Raw genomic sequence first — 22678 nt, 5'->3', positions numbered from 1 at the left:
CCATGATCGGCGGGGTGGGCGGCGGTAGGCTCGGGCAGGTGAGTGGGGGTTTTGGGCGGCGTGTCCGGTCGGTGGCGGTGGCGGTGGTGGCCGCGGTCGCGGTGGTCAGCTGCACCGGTGACGCGGCGGAGCAGCGGGACGGGTATCGGGCGGGCAGCGTGGATCTCGCCGACCCGTACGTGCCGGGTAGCGGCAACGGCGGGTACGACGTGGTCCACTACCGACTCGGGGTGCGCTACGACCCGGCCGACGACCGGCTCACCGGTCGTGCCGAGATCACCGCGACGGCGACCCAGGAGCTGTCCCGGTTCAACCTGGACCTGTCCGGTCTGGACGTCAGCTCGGTCACCGTGGACGGTGCTTCGGCACGACACCGGCAGGACGCCGGCGAGTTGGTGGTCACCCCGGGCCAGGGGCTCGGCTCGGGAAGCCGGTTCACCGTCGAGGTGGCGTACGCGGGCGTGCCCGAGCCGATCAGCGACGGCGTGCTGGGCAGCGGCGGGTTCCACCACACCGACGACGGTGCGATCGCGCTCGGCCAGCCGCACTCGGCGGCGACCTGGTTCCCGGTCAACGACCACCCCTCCGACAAGGCCACGTACGACATCGAGGTGACCGTTCCCGACGGGCTCGCCGCGCTCAGCAACGGAGTCCCCGGGGAGCGGACCACCGCCGACGGCTGGACCACCTGGCGTTGGGCCGAGCGTTCGCCGATGGCGAGTTACCTGACCACGCTGGTGATCGGGGACTACCGCGTCCAGACGGGCGACCACGCCGGCAAGCCCATGATCACGGCGGTGCCGGCCGGGCGGCCGGCCACCGGGCCGGAGGCCGCCTCCCTGGCGCGGACCGGCGAGATCGCCGACTTCCTGGCGACCCGCTTCGGGCCGTACCCGTTCGAGTCGTACGGCGGGGTGGTGGTCGCCGACGGCCGGATCGGGTACGCGCTGGAGACGCAGTCCCGGCCGGTCTACGGGCCCGGCTTCTTCCGCGACGGCGAGCCGAACTACGGCGTGGTCGCCCACGAACTGGCCCATCAGTGGTTCGGCAACAGCGTGGCGCTGGCCCGCTGGGGCGACATCTGGATCAACGAGGGCTTCGCCAGCTACGCCGAGTGGCTGTGGGAGGAACACGACGGCGGACGCAGCGCCCAACGCAACTTCGAGCTCCAGTACGCGGCCACCGACTGGTCCCGACCCGCCCTGGACCCCGGCCCCGGCCAGATGTTCGGCACCGCCGTCTACAAGCGCGGGGCGCTGGCCGTGCATGCGTTGCGGCGTACCGTCGGCGACGACGCCTTCTTCGAGATCCTGCGTTCGTGGACCACCGAACGTCGGGACGGCACGGCGACCACCGCGGACCTCGTCGCCCTGGCCGAGCGGGTCTCCGGGCGTGCGCTGGGTCCGTTCTTCGACACCTGGCTGACCGGCACCGCCCCGCCCGCCCTGCCCTGACCTCGGCCGCCTCCTCCGCCCGGCCATCCTCGGCCGGGGGATGTCGCGTCAGCACCGCCGCATCGACGTTCTCGTGGTGATCATCCGTCGGTAGGCTGCCGCCTGCGATCGGATCGGGGCTGGTCGTGGTGGCCGGCGATCGACCGGTCACGAACCACGGGGAGAGGACAGGCGATGACGGGTGAACGGGTGCACCTGCGGCGGGGCGTGGCTCTGCTGCTGGTGGGGGCGCTGGGGCTGACCGGCTGCGAGTCGGCCGCGCCGGAGGAGACGGCGGCGCCGTCGCCATCGGTGTCGCCGAGCGAGCCGCCGGCACCGGACTTCCAGCCGGGCGCCGCGGGTGCCGGCGACGCCTACTTTCCCGGCTACGGCAACGGCGGCTACGACGTCGCCGCCTACACGGTGAAGGTTCGCTACGACCCGGCGAAGGACCAGCTGAGTGGCGTCACTTCGGTGCAGGCCAAGGCGACGGCCGACCTGTCGTCGTTCAACCTCGACCTGGCCCACCTGACGGTGGGCGCGGTCACCGTGGACGGTGCTCCGGCCACGCATCGTCAGGACAAGAACGAGCTGGTCGTCACCCCGACCGAGGGCCTGGTGTCGGGCCGGGACTTCACCGCCGAGATCACGTACGCGGGCAAGCCGAAGGCGCTGAAGAACCACGTGGTCGGCGAGGGCGGTTGGCTGCACACCTCCGACGGTGCGATCGCGCTCGGCCAGCCCGAGTCGGCCAGCACCTGGTTCCCGGTCAACGACCACCCGTCGGACAAGGCCACCTATCGGTTCGAGATCACCGTCCCGGACGGCCTGACCGCGGTCAGCAACGGTGTGCCGGGCGGCAAGACCAGCGCCGGCGGCTGGACCACCTGGCGCTGGGCCGAGAACACGCCGATGGCCAGTTACCTGAGCATGGTGGCGATCGGGAAGTTCCGACTCACCGAGGGGACGCACAAGGGGCGGCCGGTGTTCCACGCGGTGACCACGAAGGTGTCCAAGGGCGCCGCGGACGCCTCGATCGCCAAGACCGTCAAGGTGGCCGACTACCTGGAGACCGTCTTCGGCCCGTACCCGGTCGAGGCGTACGGCGGTGTGGTCGTCTTGGACGAGCGGATCCGGTACGCGCTGGAGACGCAGTCTCGGCCGGTCTACTCGGCGGGCTTCTTCCGTCGGGGCGAGAACACCGACGTCGTCGCGCACGAGGTCGCCCACCAGTGGTTCGGCAACAGCGTGGCGCTGAGCCGGTGGCAGGACATCTGGCTCAACGAGGGCCTCTCGTCGTACGCCGAGTGGCTGTGGGCCGAGCACAGTGGCGAGTTCACCGCGAAGGAGGCGTTCGACATCCGGATGCAGCGGGTGCCGGCGGAGGTCTGGCGGACCCCGCCGGGCCGGCCCGGGGTGAAGAACATGTTCAGCGAGTCGGTCTACCAGCGCGGCGCGATGACGGTGCACGCCCTGCGGGTGTCCGTGGGGGACAAGGCGTTCTTCGACATCGTCAAGACCTGGGCCCAGGAGAAGCGCGACGCCAACGGCACCACGGAGGAGTTCGTGGCGCTGGCGGAGCGGATCTCCGGCAAGCAGCTGGACAAGCTCTTCGACGCCTGGCTCTACGGCAAGAAGAAGCCCGCCGCCCCCAAGCGGCTCTAGGGCCTGTGTCTCGGTCCGCCGCCGGGCGGGGCGTTGCGAGCGCCCGGCGGTGGAGCGGTCAGCTCGGCACCTTCAGCTTCGGGTTGTCGGCGAGGAAGGCGTCGACCCGGCCGGCGCGTAGCTCGGTGAGGAAGCGGCGGCCGACCTGGGTCAGCTCCTCGCCCCGGTAGGCGCTGCCCCGGCCCACCGACGCGCCGGGCAGGCCGACCAGCGTGAGCGCCTGCGGCGACAGCGTGCCGAGGGCGTACGCGAAGTCCACGATCCGCCGTCCGCCCACGTAGAGCAGCGTGTCGCCGAGGGCCGTCACCACCTGCTCGACCCGCTCGGGCTGCCGGGCCAGGTCCTCGTCGAGGATCTTCCCGACCAGCGCCCGGATCAGCTGCTGCTGGTGCCGCTGCCGGGCGTAGTCACCGCCGGGCAGGTAGCGCTGGCGGGCGTAGTCGAGCGCCTGCCAGCCGTTGAGGTGCCGGTCCCCGGGCTCGTAGACCATCTGCGGCCCGACGTAGCCGCCCACCCCGGGGCCGGGCTCCCGGTGCTTGCCGTCCGGCTGTCGGTGCCGCGACACCACGCGCTGATCGACGTGGATGTCCACCCCACCCAGACTGTCCACCAACTCGTCGAAGCCGCCGAAGGTCAGCACCGCGCCCGCGTCTATGCGCAGGCCGGTGTAGTCGCTGACCGTCTGGCGCAGCAGCTCGTACCCCTGGGCGGGGTCCGGCTGCTTCGGCCGGTCCGGCACCCGGCTGCCGTAGCTCATCGCGTGGGTGAGCTTGGTCCGCCCGCCGCGATAGCCGGCGGGCTCGTACGCCGGGATGTCCACCACCAGGTCGCGGGGGAGCGAGAAGAGGTACGCCCGGGACAGCCCGGCGGGCACGTGCAGCAGGAGTACGGCGTCGGCGTGCGGCTCCCAGCCGGGCACGCTGACCCGGGTGTCGATGCCGACCAGCAGCAGGTTGAGCGGGCCGGTGATGTCGGCGCCCGGCGGCGGGGTGGAAGGGCTCGGGCTCGGCTGCGCGCTCGGGTTGGTGGTGCCGGCGGTCGGCGCCGCGCGGTTGTCGGTGACCGTTCGGGCCACCACCACGCCGATCAGCGCCACCACCGCCAGCGTGACGAGGCCGGCCAGCACCAGCGTCAACCGTCTCCGGTTCCCTCCGAGCAGCATCCCCCGCCTCCTTCTGTCGATACCGATCCAACGCCGTGAGCCGGCCTCGGGGTTGCGTCCCGGTCGGGTGCGGAGCATGATCGCCCACAATCCGTTCCTGGCGCGAGAGCTACTCGCGAGTAATGATGCGTGCATGCGGTACGACGTGGTGGTCATCGGGTCGGGCTTCGGCGGCAGCGTCGCCGCGCTGCGGCTGGCCGAGAAGGGCTACTCGGTCGGCGTGCTGGAGGCGGGCCGGCGGTTCGCCGACGACGAGTTCCCGCAGACCAGCTGGCGGCTGCGGCGGTTCCTGTGGGCGCCGAGGCTGGGCTGCTTCGGCCTACAGCGCATCACGCTGCTCCGGGCGGCCGACCGGCGGGCCGGCGGCGGGGTGCTGGTGCTCTCCGGGGCGGGGGTGGGCGGTGGCTCACTGGTCTACGCCAACACCCTCTACGAGCCGCTGGACGCCTTCTACGCCGACCCGCAGTGGCGGGACATCACCGACTGGCGGGCCGAGCTGGCCCCGCACTACGACCAGGCGAAACGGATGCTCGGGGCGACCACGTACCCGATCGTCACCGGGGCGGACCGGGCGATGCGGCGGGTGGCCGAGCGGATGGGGGTGGGGCACACCTTCCACCCCACCCCGGTCGGCGTGCACATCGGGCGCCCGGGGGAGCGGGCCGCCGACCCGTACTTCGGCGGGGCGGGGCCGGAGCGTACCGGCTGCCACCACTGCGGCGCCTGCATGACCGGTTGTCGGTTCGGGGCGAAGAACACGCTGGTGAAGAACTACCTCTGGCTGGCCGAGCGGCTCGGTGCCCGGGTGCACCCGCTGACCACGGTGACCTCGGTCCGGCCGGTCGACGGCGGCTACCAGGTGCAGACCGAACGCACCGGCGCGTGGCTGCGTACCCGCCGGCAGATGATCCACGCCGACCAGGTGGTCGTCGCCGCCGGCGCGCTCGGCACCCAACGGCTGCTGCACGAGATGCGGGAGCGCGGCGTGCTGCCCGGACTCTCCGCCCGGCTCGGCGAGCTGACCCGGACCAACTCGGAGGCGATCCTCGGCGCCTCCGTGCCGCGCCGGCGAGCCCGCGAGCGGGGGGTGGACTTCACCGAGGGGGTGGCGATCACCAGCTCGTTCCACCCGGATCCGCAGACCCACATCGAGCCGGTCCGCTACGGTCGGGGCTCGAACGCTATGGGCCTGCTCCAGTCGCTGCTGGTCGACGGCGGCCCGCACCGGCTGCGTCGCTGGCTCGGGCAGCTGCTCCGGCAGCCCGGCCTGGCCGCCCGGATGCTCTCCGTGCGGGGGTGGTCCGAGCGTACGGTCATCGCCCTGGTCATGCAGTCGGCGGACAACTCGCTGGCCACCGGGCTGCGGCGCGGGCCGTTCGGCCGCCGGCTCGTCGCCGCTCCCGGCCACGGCACCCCCAACCCGACCTGGATCCCCGCCGGCAATCGGGCGGCCCGGTTACTGGCGGAGGAGATCGACGGTACGCCGGGCGGCGCGCTGACCGAGCCGTTCGACATCCCGCTGACCGCGCACATCCTGGGCGGGGCGGTCATCGGCGCGTCACCGGCCGACGGGGTGATCGACCCGTACCACCGGGTCTACGGCCACCCCGGCCTGCACGTGGTGGACGGCGCCGCGGTCTCGGCCAACCTCGGCGTCAACCCCTCCCTGACCATCACCGCCCAGGCCGAACGCGCCATGTCCCTCTGGCCCAACAGGAACGACCCGGACCCCCGCCCACCCCTCGGTCAGCCGTACCGCCGCCAGTCACCGATTGCACCGCTGTGGCCGGCCGTGTCGGTGGACGCCCCCGGCGCGCTGCGGTGGTGAGTCCTACTCCTCGCCCGCCAGCAGATGCCGCACTTCCGACCAGTCGCGTTCGTCCATCCGCAGGTGCGGCAGGCTCAGCCAGATCGCTGCTCGCGCGATCAGTCCTTCGGGGTCGACCGCGAAGGGACGACACATGGCGGCGACGTCCGCCGGATCATTGGGCGGCGGCACCAACTGCTGGGTGCCGAGAACGAGCAGGTCGTCGAAGGCGATCGCCTGATTGACGACCGCCGCGACGCGGTCCAGTGGTGCAACCTCTTCGCCGCAGGCGGCCAGCAGCGGCAGGATCTCCCGCGCGAGTTCCGGCAGGGGTGTGCCGGTGACAGCCGACATGCGTACAGCGCGCAGCGCCCAGTGAGTTCCGCCGCGAATGACCTCCCCCCAGGGTTGTTCGGCGAAGTAGTCGCGTAGCAATGCCCCCGGCGTCTTCTCCACCAGGTCGTCGGGGAGGGCGTCCGGAAGGTCTAGGCTGCGGACCATTGGCCTGTAGTAGTCGAGGGCAGCACGGGCCTCTCCGAGCGTGCACCGGTCGACGACCGCGATCCTGACCAGCGTCGAGGCGGTGATATCGAGACTCCGAAACGGGTAGCTCAAGATCTCCGCGTGCCGTCGCAGCCTGCCCCGGTCGCCCTCGGACAGACGTTCGAAATCCTTCAACGTCCTCAGCCGGGTGTCCGCGGCGCCCAGGTCGATGAACAGGTCGACGGCCCTACACACCTGAGACCAGTCCAACTCGTCCCACAGGGCGGCGATGCTCCAGAGGTCCTCGAAGAGGCTCTCCAACGGGTCGCCTGTCGTGACTCGGGCGAGCAGTGGGGGGCATGTCTCAATGGCCTTCATCAGTGGTCCCCAGTCGTGGACCACCGGTGTCACCTCGATGCCCGCATCAGCGAGTTCGGCCATAATCTGCTCGCAGTCAGGTCCGCCCTCGGCACGTTCGGCATGTGCGGAAAAGGCGACGTTGACCGCCGGCACCTGCGCGATGAAGAAGGGCGCCAGCCCGTCCCGGTCTCGGGACAGCGCACGGAGTGTGGCATCGTGGAGATTTGGCGTTATGTCGCTGTACTGCCGGCTCTCTGACGCGGTACGGCCGTGCAGGATGCGACTGGCGACTGCCCGCACGTGAGAAATCGTAACGACCGCGTCGTCGTCGAAATCCTGTAGCTCGTCGACGTGCCCAGCCGCTGCAGCGGGTTCTTGCGCAAAGGGTCGCGGCAGGCAGACGACCGCTGGCGTGATCCTGGAAAGCGGCCACTCGGGCTCGTCATCCTCGGTGAGTTGCGCCACGGAGGTGACCGTGAAGGCGAGGTCCCGGAGAATCACCGGGAGGTTGCGGCGGCCTGGGCCGGCGAGCGTGCGCCAGGACCCCGCGTGGCGGACCGGCGAGAGCGAGGCGGCCTCGGCCGTCAGGCTGAGCGAGGCCGGTTTCTCGACCAGCGCCAACGCCCACGCGTAGACCGCGACCGCCCCTAGCGTGACGTCGAGGTCCTCCGCGAGGTTCACTAACTCCCCGAGAGCGCGATCTCGTTCGAAGGTTTGGAGAGCGTATTCGTAGGGTCCGCCGGTGAACCTGTGGTGCAGGCGTAGTGGGAACGCGAAGTCCGTGGGTACTCGATGGCTTCCATTGAGGAGGGCCGCGAGCCGATCGTCATACGGGGGGAGCCCGCTCGGGACGCTCTTGCGTCTGAGGAGTGCGGCCAAACGAGCGGCGTCGAGAGCCTTCTGGTCGGGCCGGCGGTGTAGCACCAGCGGATCCTGCCGGTGTAGTCCGTCCTGGCCCGGCACCAACACGATGGGCTTGAGCTGGTAGATCCCGTTGTCGTCAGGCATGCCCGCCAGGGCAAGCGGGCGCATGGCCAGCGGAACGTCGCGCAAGGCGTGCCAGGCCAGGCGGGCCGCAATGATGTCCGTGTCGAAGAGGCTCAGTAGCCAGTTTCCCGACGCGTCTGTCCAGGTGCCCACCCTGGTGGCGGCCTGCCGCAGGCGGACACTGACGGCCTCCCTGTCGTAGTCCAGCAGGGTGCGTCGATCCACGCTGAGATTCGGCCGCGCCCACATGCCCAGGGACAGTGTGCAGCCGGCAGGCCTGGTGCGTCGTGGATCCTCGGTGGGAATACCGTTGACCAGCAGTTCCCCGTGGCCCTCGTGAAAGAAGACGCCGAGATCCGGCGCGCTGAAGCATCGCTTGACCTCACGGCCGTCCTCCTCGTACAGCCGGTTGGCGTGCCACTGGCGATCCTCGAACAGGGTCGGAATGGTGGGCGCCCGGACGGTCCGGTTCAGCGCGGCCGCCAGGTCGAACTCCTGCGCCTGCGGGCTCAGGAACAGGCGGACGATCGTTCCACCCCCGGTCAGCTCGACCTGGCCACCGTCGCTGATCTGGAACAGGTCCGAGCCGCCACGGATACGGACCCGGATGGATGGCTGAAGGCCCCGCCGACGGTCGACCCTGGCGGTGCGAATCTCCAATTCGTCAGCGATCATGAAGTAGCTGAGTACGCCGATGCCGAACTGCGAGATCGGCTGGAACTCGGGACCGCCGTCCGTGGCCCACTCGGCTGACTCCTGGATGAACTCCGGCAGGTCCCGGAACCGGCGACCGGCCTTGGCGAATGCCTCCCGCACCTCGTGGTGCGACATCCCGATGCCATTGTCCCGGCATTCGAGGAATCGGCGCCCGCCTTCGACGCCCACCCGGAACTTGATCGACGGTCTCCAGTCGTACTCGTCGCCGTACAGGTGCTGGAGCCGGCGTTCCCGGTACCGGCAGGCGTCGACGGCGTTCTGGTACAGCTCGCGAACCGCGAGTGATGGATCCTGGTAGAGATTGGTGCCCATCAGGAGGTGCTGTGTTTCCGAGGTGGAGACCCGGAATGTCACATGTGGCAGGCGAAACGACGCCCGTTCGGGTTGTAGCCGGCTTGTGGCGATCAGATGTGGCGCCTTGGTCTGGTGCAGCGGACCGCCGGGCTGGCGATGCGTGAGCAGAATCTCGTTCGTCTCGACCATGAGCTGTCGGATCGCAAGGTCGATCGGTGCGCTCCGGGTCCACAGGCTGAGGTCCAGGAGATTCTGCACCCGGTGCCAGCGGGACTCCTGCAGCCCCGACAATGCCTCGGTGAGCGGCACATCGTCGTGCACCAGATGGATGCCGGCGGCCGGTTCGAACAGCCGGGTGTCGAGACCCAGACGCCAGAGCAGTTGCAACGCGGCGGCCAGCCGCCTGCCGTTGACGCCGGCTCGACCCGACACCAGATCGATCTCTAGCTCGACAGGTTCGAACTCGGTGAGACTGCGGGACGGATCGAAGGCGTAGTGCACCACGTGGACGAGGTAGTCCACGACGCGGCCGAAGCCGGCCGACGGAAGGTCAGGCTCAACCGCGCGGACGAGGTCGGCGATGCCCTTGCGGAGATCGCCGGTGGTGTCGAGAGCGCACTCCCGCACCGCAGCGAGGTGCGCGGCCCATTGCCGGAGCCGGGGCGCGGCGTCGTCTTCCCGCTGGATGGCCCGCTTCAGCCCAGGCTCGGCAGAGAGTACGCACTCCATCGACCAGCACGATTTCTGTTGGGCCAGCAGGCTCACCTCCGCGCCACGGAAGGCCGCGTCGATCACTGCCGCCGTGCCGAGCAGCAAGAGCCGTTCGAGCGGGGTGGCGAGGATGGTGGGAGCGAGCTCCCGTAGGGCACGGGCGAGCCGGTCGACCAGACCGGGTTGCAGCCATGGACTCGTGGGGCTGCCGACGACCGACCTGGCCGACGCCTCGGCCTCCAACTGGTCCGCGATACCGAGTACACGATCGACCGCAGCGGGGGGCAGCGCGGGCGGGCCGTGCGGCGTTTCCGCAAGGATCTCGGGCAGCTCATTGCGGAGCAGCCGGTTCCACCGGTCCTCAGCGTGTACGGGGGGACTGGCGGCGAACAGCGGAAAAGCGGCGCTGTTCATATTGACATTGCTGACCACGTCCAGCTGTTGGGCGGGTAAGCCCTCCTGCGCGCAGATGTGCCGCATGCGTTCTTGAACGAGCGCGGTAGCCCGGGCCAGGCGTACCTCCGGCGGAAGGCTTGGCAGCAGTTCCACGAGCGCCCGGGTGAATACGCTCAAGGCGTCGGAGCCCGCCACGCTGTGTGCCAGGGTCGCGGCCTGAGTGGCGAAGACGAAGGTGGTCGCGGTGTTGGACGGCATGGGGGGCTGGTGCGGACCATCGTCGAGCTCGCCGTCCCGGCAGGCGTCGATGAGGAACGTGACGGACCGAGCGGGGCTCGCCTGAATTTCTGCCTCGAACCGGACAGGCACCAGATAGCTGTGCTGGTCCGGGAGGCGAGGGTTGGCACGGGACGGCACCAGGTAGCTGATTCCGTGGAAGTAACGTCCGTGCCCGCTGAAGTAGACAATGAGGTCGTCATCGACGCCACTGTCGATCAGGAACTCGGCGATTGACGAGCGAATGGTGTCCGAACTCAGCTCATCGGTAACAGCGACGAGCTCGTGTGCCACGGTGACCCCGCTGTCCCCGAGGGCACGTCTGAGCTTCTGGACGTCCGCCATGACGGCCGGCCCGATGATGTCGCTGTAGCCGCCGGTGTAGAGGGCCACACCGATCAGCAGTGCCCGCCGCATCGCGTCACTCGGCCCGCTTGAACAGCACTCGGATACCGCCGGTGAGGCCGACGGTGGCGCTGCCGAGCAGTTTCACGCCGCCTTCGCCGGTCAACTCCACCGTCAGCTCGACCTCCTCCATCCGCCAACGGCGCCGACTGCCGTCGGCGCGGTCCGGGTCGTCCGGCAGGAGCACCTGCAATTCATCGAGTGCCGCCCGAACCCGTTCCGCGTTGACAGTGATCGTCTTTAGCTGACGGTCGATCAGGCCCTTGCTGTGTTCGTCCAGTACCCATGCGTCCACGGATAGAGGCTAGTGAAAGATTTCAGCCTCGACGATGCCAGAACGGCCGAGGTTTCTGATCTGTCCGGTCTCGTCGTCCCACCCGACCTCGGACCGGCGCTGACCGTCGGTAGGCTTGCTGCACATGAGCCTGCCGCGTCCTGTCCTCGTGGTCGACTTCGGAGCCCAGTACGCCCAGCTGATCGCGCGCCGGGTACGCGAGGCGAAGGTCTACTCCGAGATCGTCCCGCACACCATGCCCGTGGCCGAGATGCTGGCCCGCGACCCCGCCGCGATCATCCTCTCCGGCGGCCCGGCCAGCGTCTACGCGCCCGGTGCCCCGCAGGTCGACGACAGGCTCTTCACCGCGGGCGTGCCGGTCTTCGGCATCTGCTACGGGTTCCAGGCGATGGCCCGCTCCCTGGGGGGCACGGTGACGCGCACCGGCAGCCGGGAGTACGGCGGCACCCCGCTGCGCCCGCGCCTGCTCGACCCCGGCGTGCTGCTCCGCGACCTGCCGGCCGACCTGCCGGTCTGGATGAGCCACGGCGACTGCGTGACGGAGGCGCCCGAGGGCTTCACGGTGACCGCCGAGTCCGCCGGTGCGCCGGTCGCCGCCTTCGAGGACGTGACCGGCCGGCGGGCCGGCGTGCAGTTCCACCCCGAGGTGGGGCACACCGCGCACGGCCAGGAGATGCTGACCCGCTTCCTCTACGAGATCGCCGGGATCGAGCCGACCTGGACGCCGGAGAACATCATTGACGAGCAGGTCGCCCGGATCCGCGAGCAGGTCGGTGACAAGGAGGTCATCTGCGGGCTGAGCGGCGGGGTCGACTCCGCGGTCGCCGCCGCGCTGGTGCACCGGGCCGTCGGCGACCAGCTGACCTGCGTCTTCGTCGACCATGGCCTGCTGCGCGCGGGCGAGGCCGAGCAGGTGGAGAAGGACTACGTCGCGGCCACCGGCATCAGGCTGAAGGTGGTCGACGCGGCCGACCGCTTCCTCGGCGCGCTGGCCGGAGTGACCGACCCGGAGCAGAAGCGCAAGATCATCGGGCGGGAGTTCATCCGGGTCTTCGAGGCGGCCGCCCGGGAGATCGCCTCGCACGGTGACGTCGAGTTCCTCGTGCAGGGCACCCTCTACCCGGACGTGGTCGAGTCCGGCGGCGGCACCGGCACCGCCAACATCAAGAGTCACCACAACGTCGGCGGGCTGCCCGAGGACCTGAAGTTCGCCTTGGTCGAGCCGCTGCGCACGCTGTTCAAGGACGAGGTCCGGACGCTCGGTCTCCAGCTCGGCCTGCCCGAGGCGATGGTCTGGCGGCACCCGTTCCCTGGCCCCGGCCTGGCCATCCGGATCATCGGAGCGGTCGACCGGGACCGGCTCGACGTGCTCCGCCGGGCCGACTTCATCGCCCGTCAGGAGCTGAGTGCGGCCGGCCTGGATCGTGACGTGTGGCAGCTCCCGGTGGTGCTGCTGGCCGACGTACGCAGCGTCGGCGTACAGGGCGACGGGCGCAGCTACGGGCATCCCGTGGTGCTGCGCCCGGTCTCGAGCGAGGACGCGATGACCGCCGACTGGTCCCGACTGCCCTACGACGTGATCGCCCGGATCTCCACCCGGATCACCAACGAGGTGGCCGAGGTGAACCGGGTGGTGCTGGACGTCACCAGCAAGCCCCCGGGCACCATCGAGTGGGAGTGACGCCGGCTCGCTCCGGGGCGTCGGCGGCATTGCTGCCGCCGACTCACGCCACCGGCCCGGCCGGCGGCTGAGGTGCCGGCCGCGGTGCCGGCTCCGGCGTGGGCACGGCCTTCGGGGTGGCGTCTAGGTCCGGCGTTGCCCGGGGTTCCGGTCCGGGTCCGGGCGGGGTCAGCGGTGCGGGCGGCTGAGGGGCCGGTGCCGGTGGGGCGCCCTGCGGGCCGGCGTGCGGCGCCGGTCCGGCCGGGCCGGGGAACGGCCAGGCGGGATGCGGCGTGGTGCCCGTCGGCGCGCCTGGCTGCGGCGGCGCGCCGGCGGGCCCGTGCGGCGGGGTGCCGGCGGGTGCGTGCGGCCAGGCGGGTGCGCCGGCTGGCTCCTCGGGCATCAGAAACCACATGACCGGGTACGCGAGGGCGGCGATCCCGCCGGTCAGCAGCGTGACGACGGCAAACGCCACGCGGATCAGGGTGGGGTCGACGGCGAAGTAGCGGCCGAGGCCACTGGCGACGCCCGCGATCATCCGGTCGGTGGTCGGGCGGCGCAGTTGCTTGTACGGGGCCTGAGGTGTGGAAGTCATGTCTCCACGGTCCTCGTCGCGGAGCGTATCGACCTCGGTGACCGCCCGGATCAATACCCTGACCCGGCCCTCAGGGGCGAGTGATCAGTCAGGAATCCGACTCTTTTCCGCGCCGGTAACGGGTCGCGGGGAGAATTTGCCTCCGTGACCACCATGCTGGAGCCGCTGCGCAGGATCGCGGCATACGCAGTCTGTACTGATTCCGTAGACCGAGTGTTGCTGGTCCGCGCATCGGAGCGCTCCGGCACCCCTGGCACATGGTCCCTGCCCGGCGGGGCGGTCGACCATGGCGAGGATCCGCACCACACCGTCGTCCGCGAGACCGCCGCCGAGACCGGCCTGTCGGTGGCCGTCGCCAGCCTGCACGACGTGCTGGCCGACATGCGGGCACTGCCCGAGCGGGGCATCACCATCCACACCGATCGCCTGGTCTACCGGGTCTCGGTCCGGGGTGGCTCGCTCACCGATCGGGTTGACCGGCCGACCGACCTGGCCCGCTGGTTCACCCTGGACGAGGCACGGGAGCTGCCGCTGCGCTCGTTCACCGCGCGTGCGCTCGGACTGCCCGCCTCCTCGGCGGACATCGTGCCCGACGAGGCGCCGGAGTTCCCCTCCTTCTACGCGGTACCCGGCCCGGACGGGCTGCACCGGGCGCAGCGCTTCGCCGCGTACGCCGTGGTCACCGACCCGGATGGGCGCGTGCTGCTGACCCGGGTCTCCGACGGCTACCCGGGCGCGGGCTGCTGGCACCTGCCCGGTGGCGGCACCGACTACGGCGAGCAGCCGGGTGCGGCGCTGATCCGGGAACTGGTCGAGGAGACCGGACAGACCGGGCGGCTCATCGGGTTGCTCGGGGTGGCCAGCCACCGGGACGCCGCCTCGCTCGGCCCGGAGGGCTACCCGATCGACTGGCACGGCGTGCGCGCCTTCTATCGGGTGGTGGTGGACCAGCCGGCCCCGCCCACCGTCGGCGACGTCGGCGGTTCCACCTGCGAGGCCCGCTGGTTCGCCCGAGACGAACTCGGCGCCCTGCCCACCGACCGCCTCACCGAGGTAACCGCCGAAGCCGTCCAAGCCGCCCACCTAACCAACTAACCCCACCCCACCCCATCCCACCCCCCCACCCCACCCCCGGCGCGTTGATCATGAAGTTATTGTCGGGACACGCCGAGACACAGGGCGATAACTTCATGATCGACGCGGAGATTGACGCGGAGAGATCGACGCGGAGGTTGGGGTGGGAGGCGGGTGCGGGTGCGGGGGGTGGGGGCGTACGGGGTGGTGCGGGATGGCGGGGGCAGGGTGCTGCTGGTGCGGGGTTCCGGGCGGGCGGATTTTCCCGGGGTCTGGTCGTTGCCGGGCGGCGGGCTCGCGCACGCGGAGCACCCCGCGCACGCGGTGCTCCGCGAGGTCACCGAGCAGACCGGGCTGACCGTCGAGGTGACCGGGCTGCGGGCGGTGGTCGCGGATGTGGTGCCGTACCCCGATCTCGATGTTGCCCTGCACACCGACCGGATGCTGTTCGACGTGGCGCCGACGGGCGGACAGTTGCGTGCCGAGCGTGACGGCCTCACCGACCTGGCCCGCTGGCTGACCCTGGACGAGGCGGCCGAGCTGCCGCTGCTGGCGTTCACCGCAGAGGCCCTCGGGCTGCCGGTCGTTCCGCTGTCGCCCGGTGCGCTGCGCCGCCGGGCACCGTTCGCCGCGCCCGGCACCCACCAGCGGCAGCGCTTCGGGGCGTACGGGGTGGTGACCGATCCCGACGGCCGGGTGCTGCTGTCGTTGATCGCCGACGGCTATCCGGGTGCGGGCCGATGGCATCTGCCCGGCGGCGGTACTGATCATGGCGAACAGCCCGTCACCGGGTTGCTACGGGAGCTGGTCGAGGAGTCGGGTCAACTGGGCCGGGTCACCGAGCTGATCGGTGTGGACAACCTGCACAATCCGGCGGCTCTCGGCCCGGAGGGCTACCCGCTCGACTGGCACGGCATCCGGGTCGTCTACCGGGTGGCGGTCGACTTCCCGACCGAACCGACAGTGACCGAGCTGGCCGGCGGTTCGACCGCCCGTTCCGGCTGGTTCGCTCGCTCCGAGCTGCGGAAACTGCCGTTGACCGAGATCGCCGCCGCAGTCCTGGAGCCGTCGGCGTAACCCACGGTGGGCGCTGCGGGTCCGCGTTCGCACCCAGCCGCCACAGTCGGCCTCCGGTACAGTCGAGGCAGGTCAGGTGCGGAAAACGGGCGATGGCGTCCGGGATGGGAACAAGACGGCGGTACGCACGGTTAAGGGAGTTATAAGTACAGCCGGCAGCTATCGCCAATCCCCGCCCCCCTGTGCGATGGTGTACTCCGCAAAACGGCTGCCGGGCCAGGAAGGTCCGGCACGAGACAGCCGGACGCCCGCCTTCGTGGCGGCCAGTCGATCCGGTGATGGAGGAAACGTGCCGAGAGCCCCATGGCGCCGGCGTCGTACGACTGACAGCCCGCGCCCCGCAGGGCGAAACTGGACGGGCCCGTTGCGCCGCAGCGGCACCCTCGCCCGCCAGGTCCTGCTGGTTCGCGTCGGCCGCCGAGGTGCGGAACTGCACGGTGCGACCGACGTGTTGCCCGAGCCCCGGTACCAGGACCGCCCGCGCCGCCGGTACGGCCTGAAGCGGTTTCGCACGGGGATCGAGACGATCGCCCCGGTCAGCCCCGCGCTCGGGTCGGCCCCCGTCGCCCTGACACCGGCCCCGGCCGAGCCGGAGGCGACATCCGTCCCGCTGCTCCCCGGCGAGCGGACGAGGGCCAGGCGGATGAAGTTCGCCCTGGTCAACGCCTGCACCCTGGCCAGCCTGCTGCTCGGCATCAACGCGATCTTCGTCGCCATGCAGGGCAACGTGCGGCTCGCCGCGCTCCTCCTCATCGCCTGTGTTGCCTTCGACGGCCTGGACGGCGCGCTGGCCCGCAAGCTCGGGGTGTCCAGCCCGTTCGGCGCCCAGATGGACTCGCTGGCCGACATGTGTTCCTTCGGCCTCGCCGCGCCCGTGGTGGTCTACGCCTCGCTCGCCGGCTCCGCGCCGACGGCCGCCGCCGCGGTGGCCGCCGCGCTCGTCGCGGCCTGCGCCGCCATCCGCCTGGCCCGGTTCAACGTCTCGCCCAAGGACGGACGCTTCTTCTCCGGGGTGCCCACCACCATGGCCGCGGCCGTGCTCGCCCTGATGGTGGTGATCGGGATGCCGGTGCCGGGGGCGGTGCAGATCGCCGGGGTGGCGCTGCTCGCCTTCACCATGGTCAGCAGCTTCCCGTACGCCAAGCTCGCCCGGCTGGTCAAGCTGCCGCCGTGGGTCTGGCTCGCTCCGGTGGTCGGCGCGCTGATCGACGTCCGGCTCACCTTCGGCCTGATCGTGGTCGGATATCTGATCAGTGGCCCGGTGCTCTGGCTGCGCCAGCGTCGCACCGTCATCTGATTCCGTACGACGAAAGGGGCGCCGCGGTCCGTCGCGGCGCCCCTTCGCGTTCGATGACGATCAGCGCCAGCGGGCGATGACGCTCGACCCACCGATCACCTTGTCGCCCGGCCCGACGAGCGGCTCCGCGGCATCCGCCGGCAGGTATACGTCGGTCCGCGAGCCGAAACGGATCAGCCCCAGTCGTTCGCCGCGGGCCAGCAACGCGCCGATCGGGGCACGCTGCACGATCCGCCGGGCGATCAGGCCGGTCCGCTGGGCCACCACCACCGTGCCGTGCGTGGTGTCCAGCACCGTGTACGCGGCCACGTTGTGCTCCGCGTCGGGCTTCATCGCGTTGACGAACCCGCCGTCGGCGACGAAGTAGTCCACCACCTTGCCGGCCACCGGGGAGCGGTTGACGTGCACGTCGAGGACCGACAGGAAGACCGCGACCCGCAGGAACTCGCCGTCGCCGAAGCGCTCGTCGGTCAGTCGCTGCACCGACAGCACCTGACCGTCGGCGGCGGCCACCACGGCTGAGGGATCCTCCGGCACGTCCCGCTCTGGATCCCGGAAGAAGGCGGCCACCGGTGCGGCGGCCAGCGCGGGCAGCAGCCAGAGCTTCGACTTCGGTCGGGCCAGGCGGGTCAGCGCCGCCAGCCCGAGGGCGATGCCGGCCGCGGCCACCCCGTTGGAGTCGATGTGCATGCCGCGGGTCAGCGGCACGCTCGACGGCCGGTACGCGGGGGCGAGACGCTCGGCGGAGGCCGCGTCCGCCGGGGTGAAGCGGAGCCGGTACACGCGTACCGGCGGGGAGTTGCGCAGCACCAGGTCGTCGCCGACGCCGTACAGCGCGCCCTGCCGATCCAGCTCGGCGGCGGCGCCGGCGGTCCGGGCGACGGCGGTGGCGACGGTGAGCACCGCGCCGTCGGTCAGGTACTTGGTGAGTGCCTCGATGGCACCGCGGGCCTCGTCGGCGGTGCCGGTGAACGCCTGGGCGGCGACGACCACCGCGGCGGGCTCGGCCTCGGCAAGGCTGTCCACGACGCGGACCCGGTCGGCGACCCAGCGGCCCTGGGCGGTGACGTGCTCCCGCAGCGCCGCGGCGCTGACCCGCTCGGCGGGCACCACCGTGAGGGTGTCGCCGGGCAGCAACGCTTCGATCGCCGCGGCCAGCACCGCGGACTCCGGGGCGGCGCCGACCAGCAGGGCGGCCTTCGGGTCGTTGATCCGGGCAAGCTCGGAGACGAGAGTACGGGCGGCGCGCTCGCCGAGGCGGACCGGACCGGATCGGTCGGGGGTACGCACGGCGGGGGACTGGGTCATGTCGAACGGGCTCCTGACGGGGTAATGGCGACCGACGCGAGAGTCACCGCCGGCGGCGAGGTCGGCCCGGCCACGGACGGCCCGCGCGAGCCGGTGACCCGCGAGGGATGCTCACGGCGTGGGCCGGTCGGCGCAGGCGGGGGCACACCGGCCAGCATAGGCGGCGAGCGACGGGCGCCGCACGGTCAGGCGGCGGGCCCCCGGCCCGGCGGCGGAAGCTCGTCTCCGGCGAAGAGGTCGAGCGTGCGAGCCTCGTCCGCGTCCGTGCCGGTGGTGCTCTCCGGCGTGGTCGCCGTGGCGGTCTCGGCGCCGGCCGCTCCCGTCGGTTCCGGGTCGGTCGGCTCCGGGTTGGTGTCGCCGGGCGCGTCGGGTGCCGCCGGGGTGCTGTCGGGTGTCGCCGGTGTGCTGCTGTGCCGGCTGGAGCGCAGGGCGCCGATCAGGCCGAGCCCGCCGACCAGGATCAGCCCGCCGGCCAGGAACCAGCCGACCGGCGGCACGACGAGACCGAGCACCTGGGCGAGCAGCCACCAGGCGGCGAGGGCGAGAAAGAGCAGCCCGAAGGCGAACGACACCAGGTCGGTGCGGTGGACCCTCACCGGGTCACCTCCATGTGTCCGGCGTTGACGTGCAGGTTCAGGCGCAGTTGTCCGCCGCCGGAGCCGTCCGCGCCGAGATCGACGATCTCGGCGAGCCGGTTGTCCATGCCGCGCGCCCGCTGGCCGAGGACGTTCGCGTCACCGGCGGTCACCTGCGTCACCGCGGTCACGTCCACGTGTGGCGGCACCACCACGGTGGCCTGGCCGAAGTTGATGACGACGGTGATCTCCGTCTGCTGCTGGTCGAAGTCGATCGCCCGCAGGTCGAGCACCGCGTCGGCGAAGCTCTGCTCGTACCGGAGGGCGAGGTCGCGACGGTCGGCCGGCGCCCAGGTGACCGCGCCGTCCACCCCGCGGACCCGGTCGTACGACTCGACGACCGTGACCACGGCCAGCGCGGCGGCGGTCACCAGGCCGAGCGCGATGAGCCAGCGGGCCCGGCCGAACCAGGTGCCGGCGAGCAGGCCGAGACCGATCACGGCGAGTGCCGCCGCGAAGTAGGCCGAGGCGCCGATCGCGAAGACATCCAGCAGGTCGAGGATGCCGACCAGACCCAGCGCGACGAAGATCAGCGAGAAGGTCACCGCGCCGAGGGCGGACCGTTCGCGGGGCTTCTTGGGCGGCCGGGGCTTGGCCGGTGGCGGCGGAGCCACCTGAGTCTGGCCGGCGTACGGGCCGTGCGGGGCGAACGGGGGACGATAGGCCGGGGTGCCCGGCGGGGTGAGTGGAGTGCCGGCGGGTGGCCAGCCCGGCGTCGGTGCCAGGTGCAGGGTCGGCTCGTCGGGCCGCCCGGACCCGGGTGCCGCCGGTGGCGGCGACGGGATGCCGGATGCCGGAGCGGGCGTGTGGAACGCGGCCGGCACGGGGACGGTCACGGTCCGGCCGGGGCCGGGTTGCGGCGCCGGGTAGGCGGTCGGCCCGGGGTAGCTGACCGGCGGCACCGGACCCGGTGCCGCCGGTGGGCTCCCGGCGGCGCCCTCGCCGGGGGCCGGCGGCGCGGTCTGCGCCGGGCCGGCGCGGTGCTCGCGTTGCTGGCGGTTGAGCAGCAGCGCGCCGCCGACCAGGATGGCCGCGCCGAGCAGCACCGCCCGGAATGCGTCGGTGACGACGAAGCCGAAGCCCACCGCGACCACGATGCTGAGCACGATCACGGTGACCGGGGACATGCTGGAGCGGCCACGACCCAGCATGGACTCGACCGGAGAGGCGCTGTCGCCCTCGCCGGGGATGATCAACCAGGCGGCGACGTAGACCAGGATGCCGACGCCGCCGAAGAAGCCGAGCACCGCGAGCAGCACCCGCCAGAGCACCGGATCGGTGTTGGTGGCCCGGCCGACGGCAGCGCAGACGCCCGCCAGGTAACGGCCCTCGCGGGGGCGGACCAGCCCGTACCGAGAGGTGAAGCCGGCACCGCCGAAGGGCGCGCCCGGACCACCCGGCGGCGGCACCGCGCCACCGCCACCCGGCATCGCGCCGCCACCGCCACCCGGCATGGCGCCGCCACCATCACCCGGCATGGCGCCGCCCGGCATCGCGCCGCTACCGGGCCCCCCGGGCGGCGGGTTGGTGCCGGCGGGGTCGCCGGCGGCCGGTGGTGTGGTGGTCGGCCAGGGGTCGGCGGCGTGCCACGGCCCGCCCGGCCCCCCCGGCCCGGCGGGCGGTGGTACGTCCGTGCCGCCCCACGCCGTCGCGCCGGCGGACGGTGGCGTGGCGACCGGCGGTGCCGTCCTGTCCTGCGCCCCGGCGGGTGCCCGTCCGCCGGACGGCGCGGCGGCGTCCGCGGCGGCGCCGGGCGATTCGGGTACGGCCGGTTCGGCGGACGCCGGAGAAGTCGGGTCCGGTTCCGCCGGTCCCGGCCGGTGCGGCTGGGCAGCATCGTCGGTCATGCCTCGATACTGCTTCTCCGGACGCCCGAGCGGCCTCCGGAAGCGACCCTGACCCCACCCTGAGATCCGGCCGGCCGGAATGTCGGGGGCGTCCCCGTGGTCGGGCGGCCACGTGACGTGTGACGATCGGATCGGCGCCGGGAACCCCGTCCACCGGCCGGCCCGACCATCCTGACCAGGGAGACCGTGATCAGCACCGTCAGCCAACCACCCCGCCTCTATCGCGCCCCGGAACACCGGATGGCCGCCGGGGTGGCCGCCGGCATCGCCGAGCATCTCGGTGTCCCGGTGGTCCGGGTACGGGTCGCGTTCATGGTGCTGCTCGGGCTGAGCGGGCTCGGCCTGCTGCTCTACGCGGCCTTCTGGGCCGTCGTGCCGCTGCGACCGGGTGACACCGCCATCCCGCCGCGCCGCGACGTCAGCCAGCTGCTGCCGTTCGTGGCCATCGGGCTGGGCGTGCTGCTGATCCAGGTGATGGTCTTCGACTCCATCGGTGCGGCCGGCACGGCAGGCTGGCTGGTCGCCATCATCGCGGTCGGCGCCGGGGTGATCTGGCACCAGTCCGCGCCCGAGCGGCGGCGGCAGTGGGGCGAGTCGATGCCGGTGCCCTGGCTGAGCGCGGTGATAGAGGAGAGCGACCGGCGCGCGTTCGTGCTCCGCTTCGTCGGCGGCGGGGTGCTGGTCGCGGTCGGCATCATCGGCGTCGCCGCGGTCTACTCCCCGGCGCAGAACCTCGACGCCGTGATCAACGGGGTGATCTTCGCGTTGGTCGGGCTGGCCGGCGTCGGGGTGGTGGCCGCGCCGGTGCTCTGGCGCACGTGGAACCAGCTCCGCTCGGAGCGCGAGGGGCGCATCCGCGAGCAGGAGCGGGCCGAGTTGGCGGCGATGGTGCACGACCAGGTGCTGCACACCCTCGCGCTGATCCAGCGCAACGCCAGCGACGTCAAGACCGTGCAGCGGCTCGCCCGTGGCCAGGAGCGTTCGTTGCGCAACTGGCTCTACAAGCCCACCGGATCACCCACCGAGCGCTTCGCCGCTGCCCTGGAACAGGCCGCGGCCGAGGTCGAGGACACCTTCGCGATGACCGTGGAGGCCGTCGTGGTCGGCGACCGGGAAACCGACGAGCGGGTCGGCGCGCTGGTGGCCGCCGCCCGGGAGGCGCTGGTGAACGCCGCCCGGCACGCCGGGGTGCAGACCGTCTCGCTCTACGCGGAGGTCGAGCCCGACCAGGTCAGTGTCTTCGTACGGGACCGGGGTGCCGGGTTCGATCCGGATACGGTGGAGGACCATCGGCACGGTGTCCGAGGCTCGATCGTCGGGCGGATGAAGCGGCACGGCGGCCGGGCGGAGATCCGCTCCCGGCCTGGAGAGGGGACCGAGGTCCGGTTGATCCTGCCGATCTCCCGGGATTCGGCCACGGCGGAAAGGGACAGATGATGGCCGAGCAGTCGACGCCACCGGTCGAACCGGCAGGCACCGAGTCCGAACGGCTGCGGGTGTTCCTGGTCGACGACCACGCCATGTTCCGGGCGGGCGTACGCGCCGAGTTGGGCGCGCATGTCGAGGTGGTGGGTGAGGCGAGCACGGTGGCCGAGGCGGTCAGCCGGATCGCGGCCACCGAGCCGGACGTGGTCCTGCTCGACGTGCACATGCCCGACGGTGGCGGCCGGGCGGTGCTGGAGGCGATGCGGCGCAGCCATCCCCAGGTGCGTTTCCTGGCGCTCAGCGTCTCCGACGCCGCCGAGGACGTGATCGGCCTGATCCGGGCCGGTGCCCGGGGCTACGTGACCAAGACGATCTCGCCGGACGAGCTGGCCGCGGCGATCCGGCGGGTGGCGGACGGTGACGCCGTGTTCAGCCCGCGACTGGCCGGCTTCGTGCTGGACGCCTTCGCGGCCCGTCCGGATGCCCCGGTCGCCGATCCCGAGCTGGATCAGTTGACCAACCGGGAACGCGAGGTGCTGCGGCTGCTCGCCCGGGGGTACGCGTACAAGGAGATCGCCCGGGAGCTCTACATCTCGATCAAGACGGTCGAGACGCACGTCTCCAACGTGCTGCGCAAGCTCCAGATGTCCAACCGGTACGAGCTGTCCCGCTGGGCGGCGGACCGGCGACTGGTGTAACGATCTTTCGACCGTACGACCAGAGGGTTCGGCTGGTGGGCTGGAATCGGCCTCGTCCTTTCGGGTAATAT

General features: G+C 71.8%; 14 protein-coding genes and 2 pseudogenes. 9 read left to right on the top strand and 7 right to left on the bottom strand.

The genetic code is table 11. The features are described 5' to 3' along the window. The first annotated feature begins 83 nt into the window (after positions 1–83). Both O7615_RS08575 and O7615_RS08570 read left to right on the top strand, forming a co-directional pair. Positions 84–1454: a M1 family metallopeptidase gene (locus O7615_RS08575; RefSeq protein WP_278182024.1), complete on the top strand. Its 1371-nt coding sequence runs from the start codon at positions 84–86 to the stop codon at positions 1452–1454. A gap of 174 nt (positions 1455–1628) precedes the next feature. Continuing rightward, positions 1629–3098, top strand: a complete 1470-nt coding sequence (locus O7615_RS08570; protein ID WP_278176840.1) for a M1 family metallopeptidase — start codon at positions 1629–1631, stop codon at positions 3096–3098. 58 nt (positions 3099–3156) lie between these two features. On the opposite strand, the gene O7615_RS08565 is transcribed toward O7615_RS08570, so the two are convergent. Then, on the bottom strand, positions 3157–4260 hold the full coding sequence (locus O7615_RS08565) for an LCP family protein (RefSeq protein ID WP_278176839.1): 1104 nt from the start codon (positions 4258–4260) through the stop codon (positions 3157–3159). A gap of 133 nt (positions 4261–4393) precedes the next feature. On the opposite strand from O7615_RS08565, the gene O7615_RS08560 reads away from it, so the two are divergent. Then, a complete protein-coding gene (locus O7615_RS08560) occupies positions 4394–6088 on the top strand; it encodes a GMC family oxidoreductase (RefSeq protein ID WP_278182023.1) in 1695 nt (564 codons plus the stop codon). Between the two features lie 3 nt (positions 6089–6091). Here the strand turns inward: O7615_RS08560 and O7615_RS08555 are convergent, their stop codons facing one another. Continuing rightward, positions 6092–10708 (bottom strand): caspase family protein, encoded by a 4617-nt coding sequence (locus O7615_RS08555; RefSeq protein WP_278176837.1) that lies wholly within the window; start codon positions 10706–10708, stop codon positions 6092–6094. A 4-nt stretch (positions 10709–10712) separates the two neighbouring features. Next, positions 10713–10991, bottom strand: a complete 279-nt coding sequence (locus O7615_RS08550) for a hypothetical protein (RefSeq protein WP_278176836.1) — start codon at positions 10989–10991, stop codon at positions 10713–10715. A 124-nt stretch (positions 10992–11115) separates the two neighbouring features. On the opposite strand from O7615_RS08550, the gene guaA reads away from it, so the two are divergent. After that, complete coding sequence (gene guaA / locus O7615_RS08545) at positions 11116–12672, top strand: glutamine-hydrolyzing GMP synthase (RefSeq protein WP_278176835.1); 1557 nt, start codon at positions 11116–11118, stop codon at positions 12670–12672. 217 nt (positions 12673–12889) lie between these two features. Here the strand turns inward: guaA and O7615_RS08540 are convergent. Beyond that, positions 12890–13246: pseudogene (locus O7615_RS08540) on the bottom strand (PspC domain-containing protein); the annotation flags it as partial. A gap of 144 nt (positions 13247–13390) precedes the next feature. On the opposite strand from O7615_RS08540, the gene O7615_RS08535 reads away from it, so the two are divergent. The 3 genes from O7615_RS08535 (at position 13391) to O7615_RS08525 (ending at position 16694) form a co-directional block, all read left to right on the top strand. Further along, positions 13391–14341 carry an NUDIX hydrolase gene (locus O7615_RS08535; RefSeq protein WP_278176834.1) on the top strand — a complete coding sequence of 317 codons (951 nt, stop codon included), beginning with the start codon at positions 13391–13393 and terminating at the stop codon, positions 14339–14341. Between the two features lie 153 nt (positions 14342–14494). Further along, complete coding sequence (locus tag O7615_RS08530) at positions 14495–15397, top strand: NUDIX domain-containing protein (protein WP_278176833.1); 903 nt, start codon at positions 14495–14497, stop codon at positions 15395–15397. A gap of 364 nt (positions 15398–15761) precedes the next feature. Beyond that, complete coding sequence (locus O7615_RS08525; RefSeq protein WP_278182022.1) at positions 15762–16694, top strand: CDP-alcohol phosphatidyltransferase family protein; 933 nt, start codon at positions 15762–15764, stop codon at positions 16692–16694. Positions 16695–16754: 60 nt separating this feature from the next. Here the strand turns inward: O7615_RS08525 and O7615_RS08520 are convergent, their stop codons facing one another. From O7615_RS08520 to O7615_RS08510, 3 genes and pseudogenes are all read right to left on the bottom strand, one after another. Continuing rightward, the gene (locus tag O7615_RS08520) at positions 16755–18002 is read right to left on the bottom strand and encodes a phosphatidylserine decarboxylase (protein WP_278176832.1); all 1248 of its coding nucleotides are present in this window, start codon (positions 18000–18002) and stop codon (positions 16755–16757) included. A 389-nt stretch (positions 18003–18391) separates the two neighbouring features. Next, a pseudogene (locus O7615_RS34315) lies at positions 18392–18598 on the bottom strand (hypothetical protein); the annotation flags it as partial. Further along, the gene (locus tag O7615_RS08510; RefSeq protein ID WP_278176829.1) at positions 18595–20484 is read right to left on the bottom strand and encodes a PspC domain-containing protein; all 1890 of its coding nucleotides are present in this window, start codon (positions 20482–20484) and stop codon (positions 18595–18597) included. The pseudogene O7615_RS34315 and the gene O7615_RS08510, both read right to left, overlap by 4 nt. A gap of 171 nt (positions 20485–20655) precedes the next feature. Here O7615_RS08510 and O7615_RS08505 point away from each other — a divergent pair, with 171 nt between their 5' ends. Continuing rightward, positions 20656–21921, top strand: a complete 1266-nt coding sequence (locus O7615_RS08505; protein WP_278182021.1) for an ATP-binding protein — start codon at positions 20656–20658, stop codon at positions 21919–21921. Then, entirely contained in the window at positions 21921–22607 is a 687-nt protein-coding gene (locus O7615_RS08500; protein ID WP_278176828.1) for a response regulator transcription factor, read from the top strand. The genes O7615_RS08505 and O7615_RS08500 overlap by 1 nt, the downstream gene beginning before the upstream one ends. Positions 22608–22678: the final 71 nt, after the last annotated feature.

It is taken from the genome of Micromonospora sp. WMMD1082 (genome assembly GCF_029626175.1).
GTDB lineage: Bacteria > Actinomycetota > Actinomycetes > Mycobacteriales > Micromonosporaceae > Micromonospora.
This window is presented reverse-complemented; position numbering and strand designations above follow the sequence as displayed.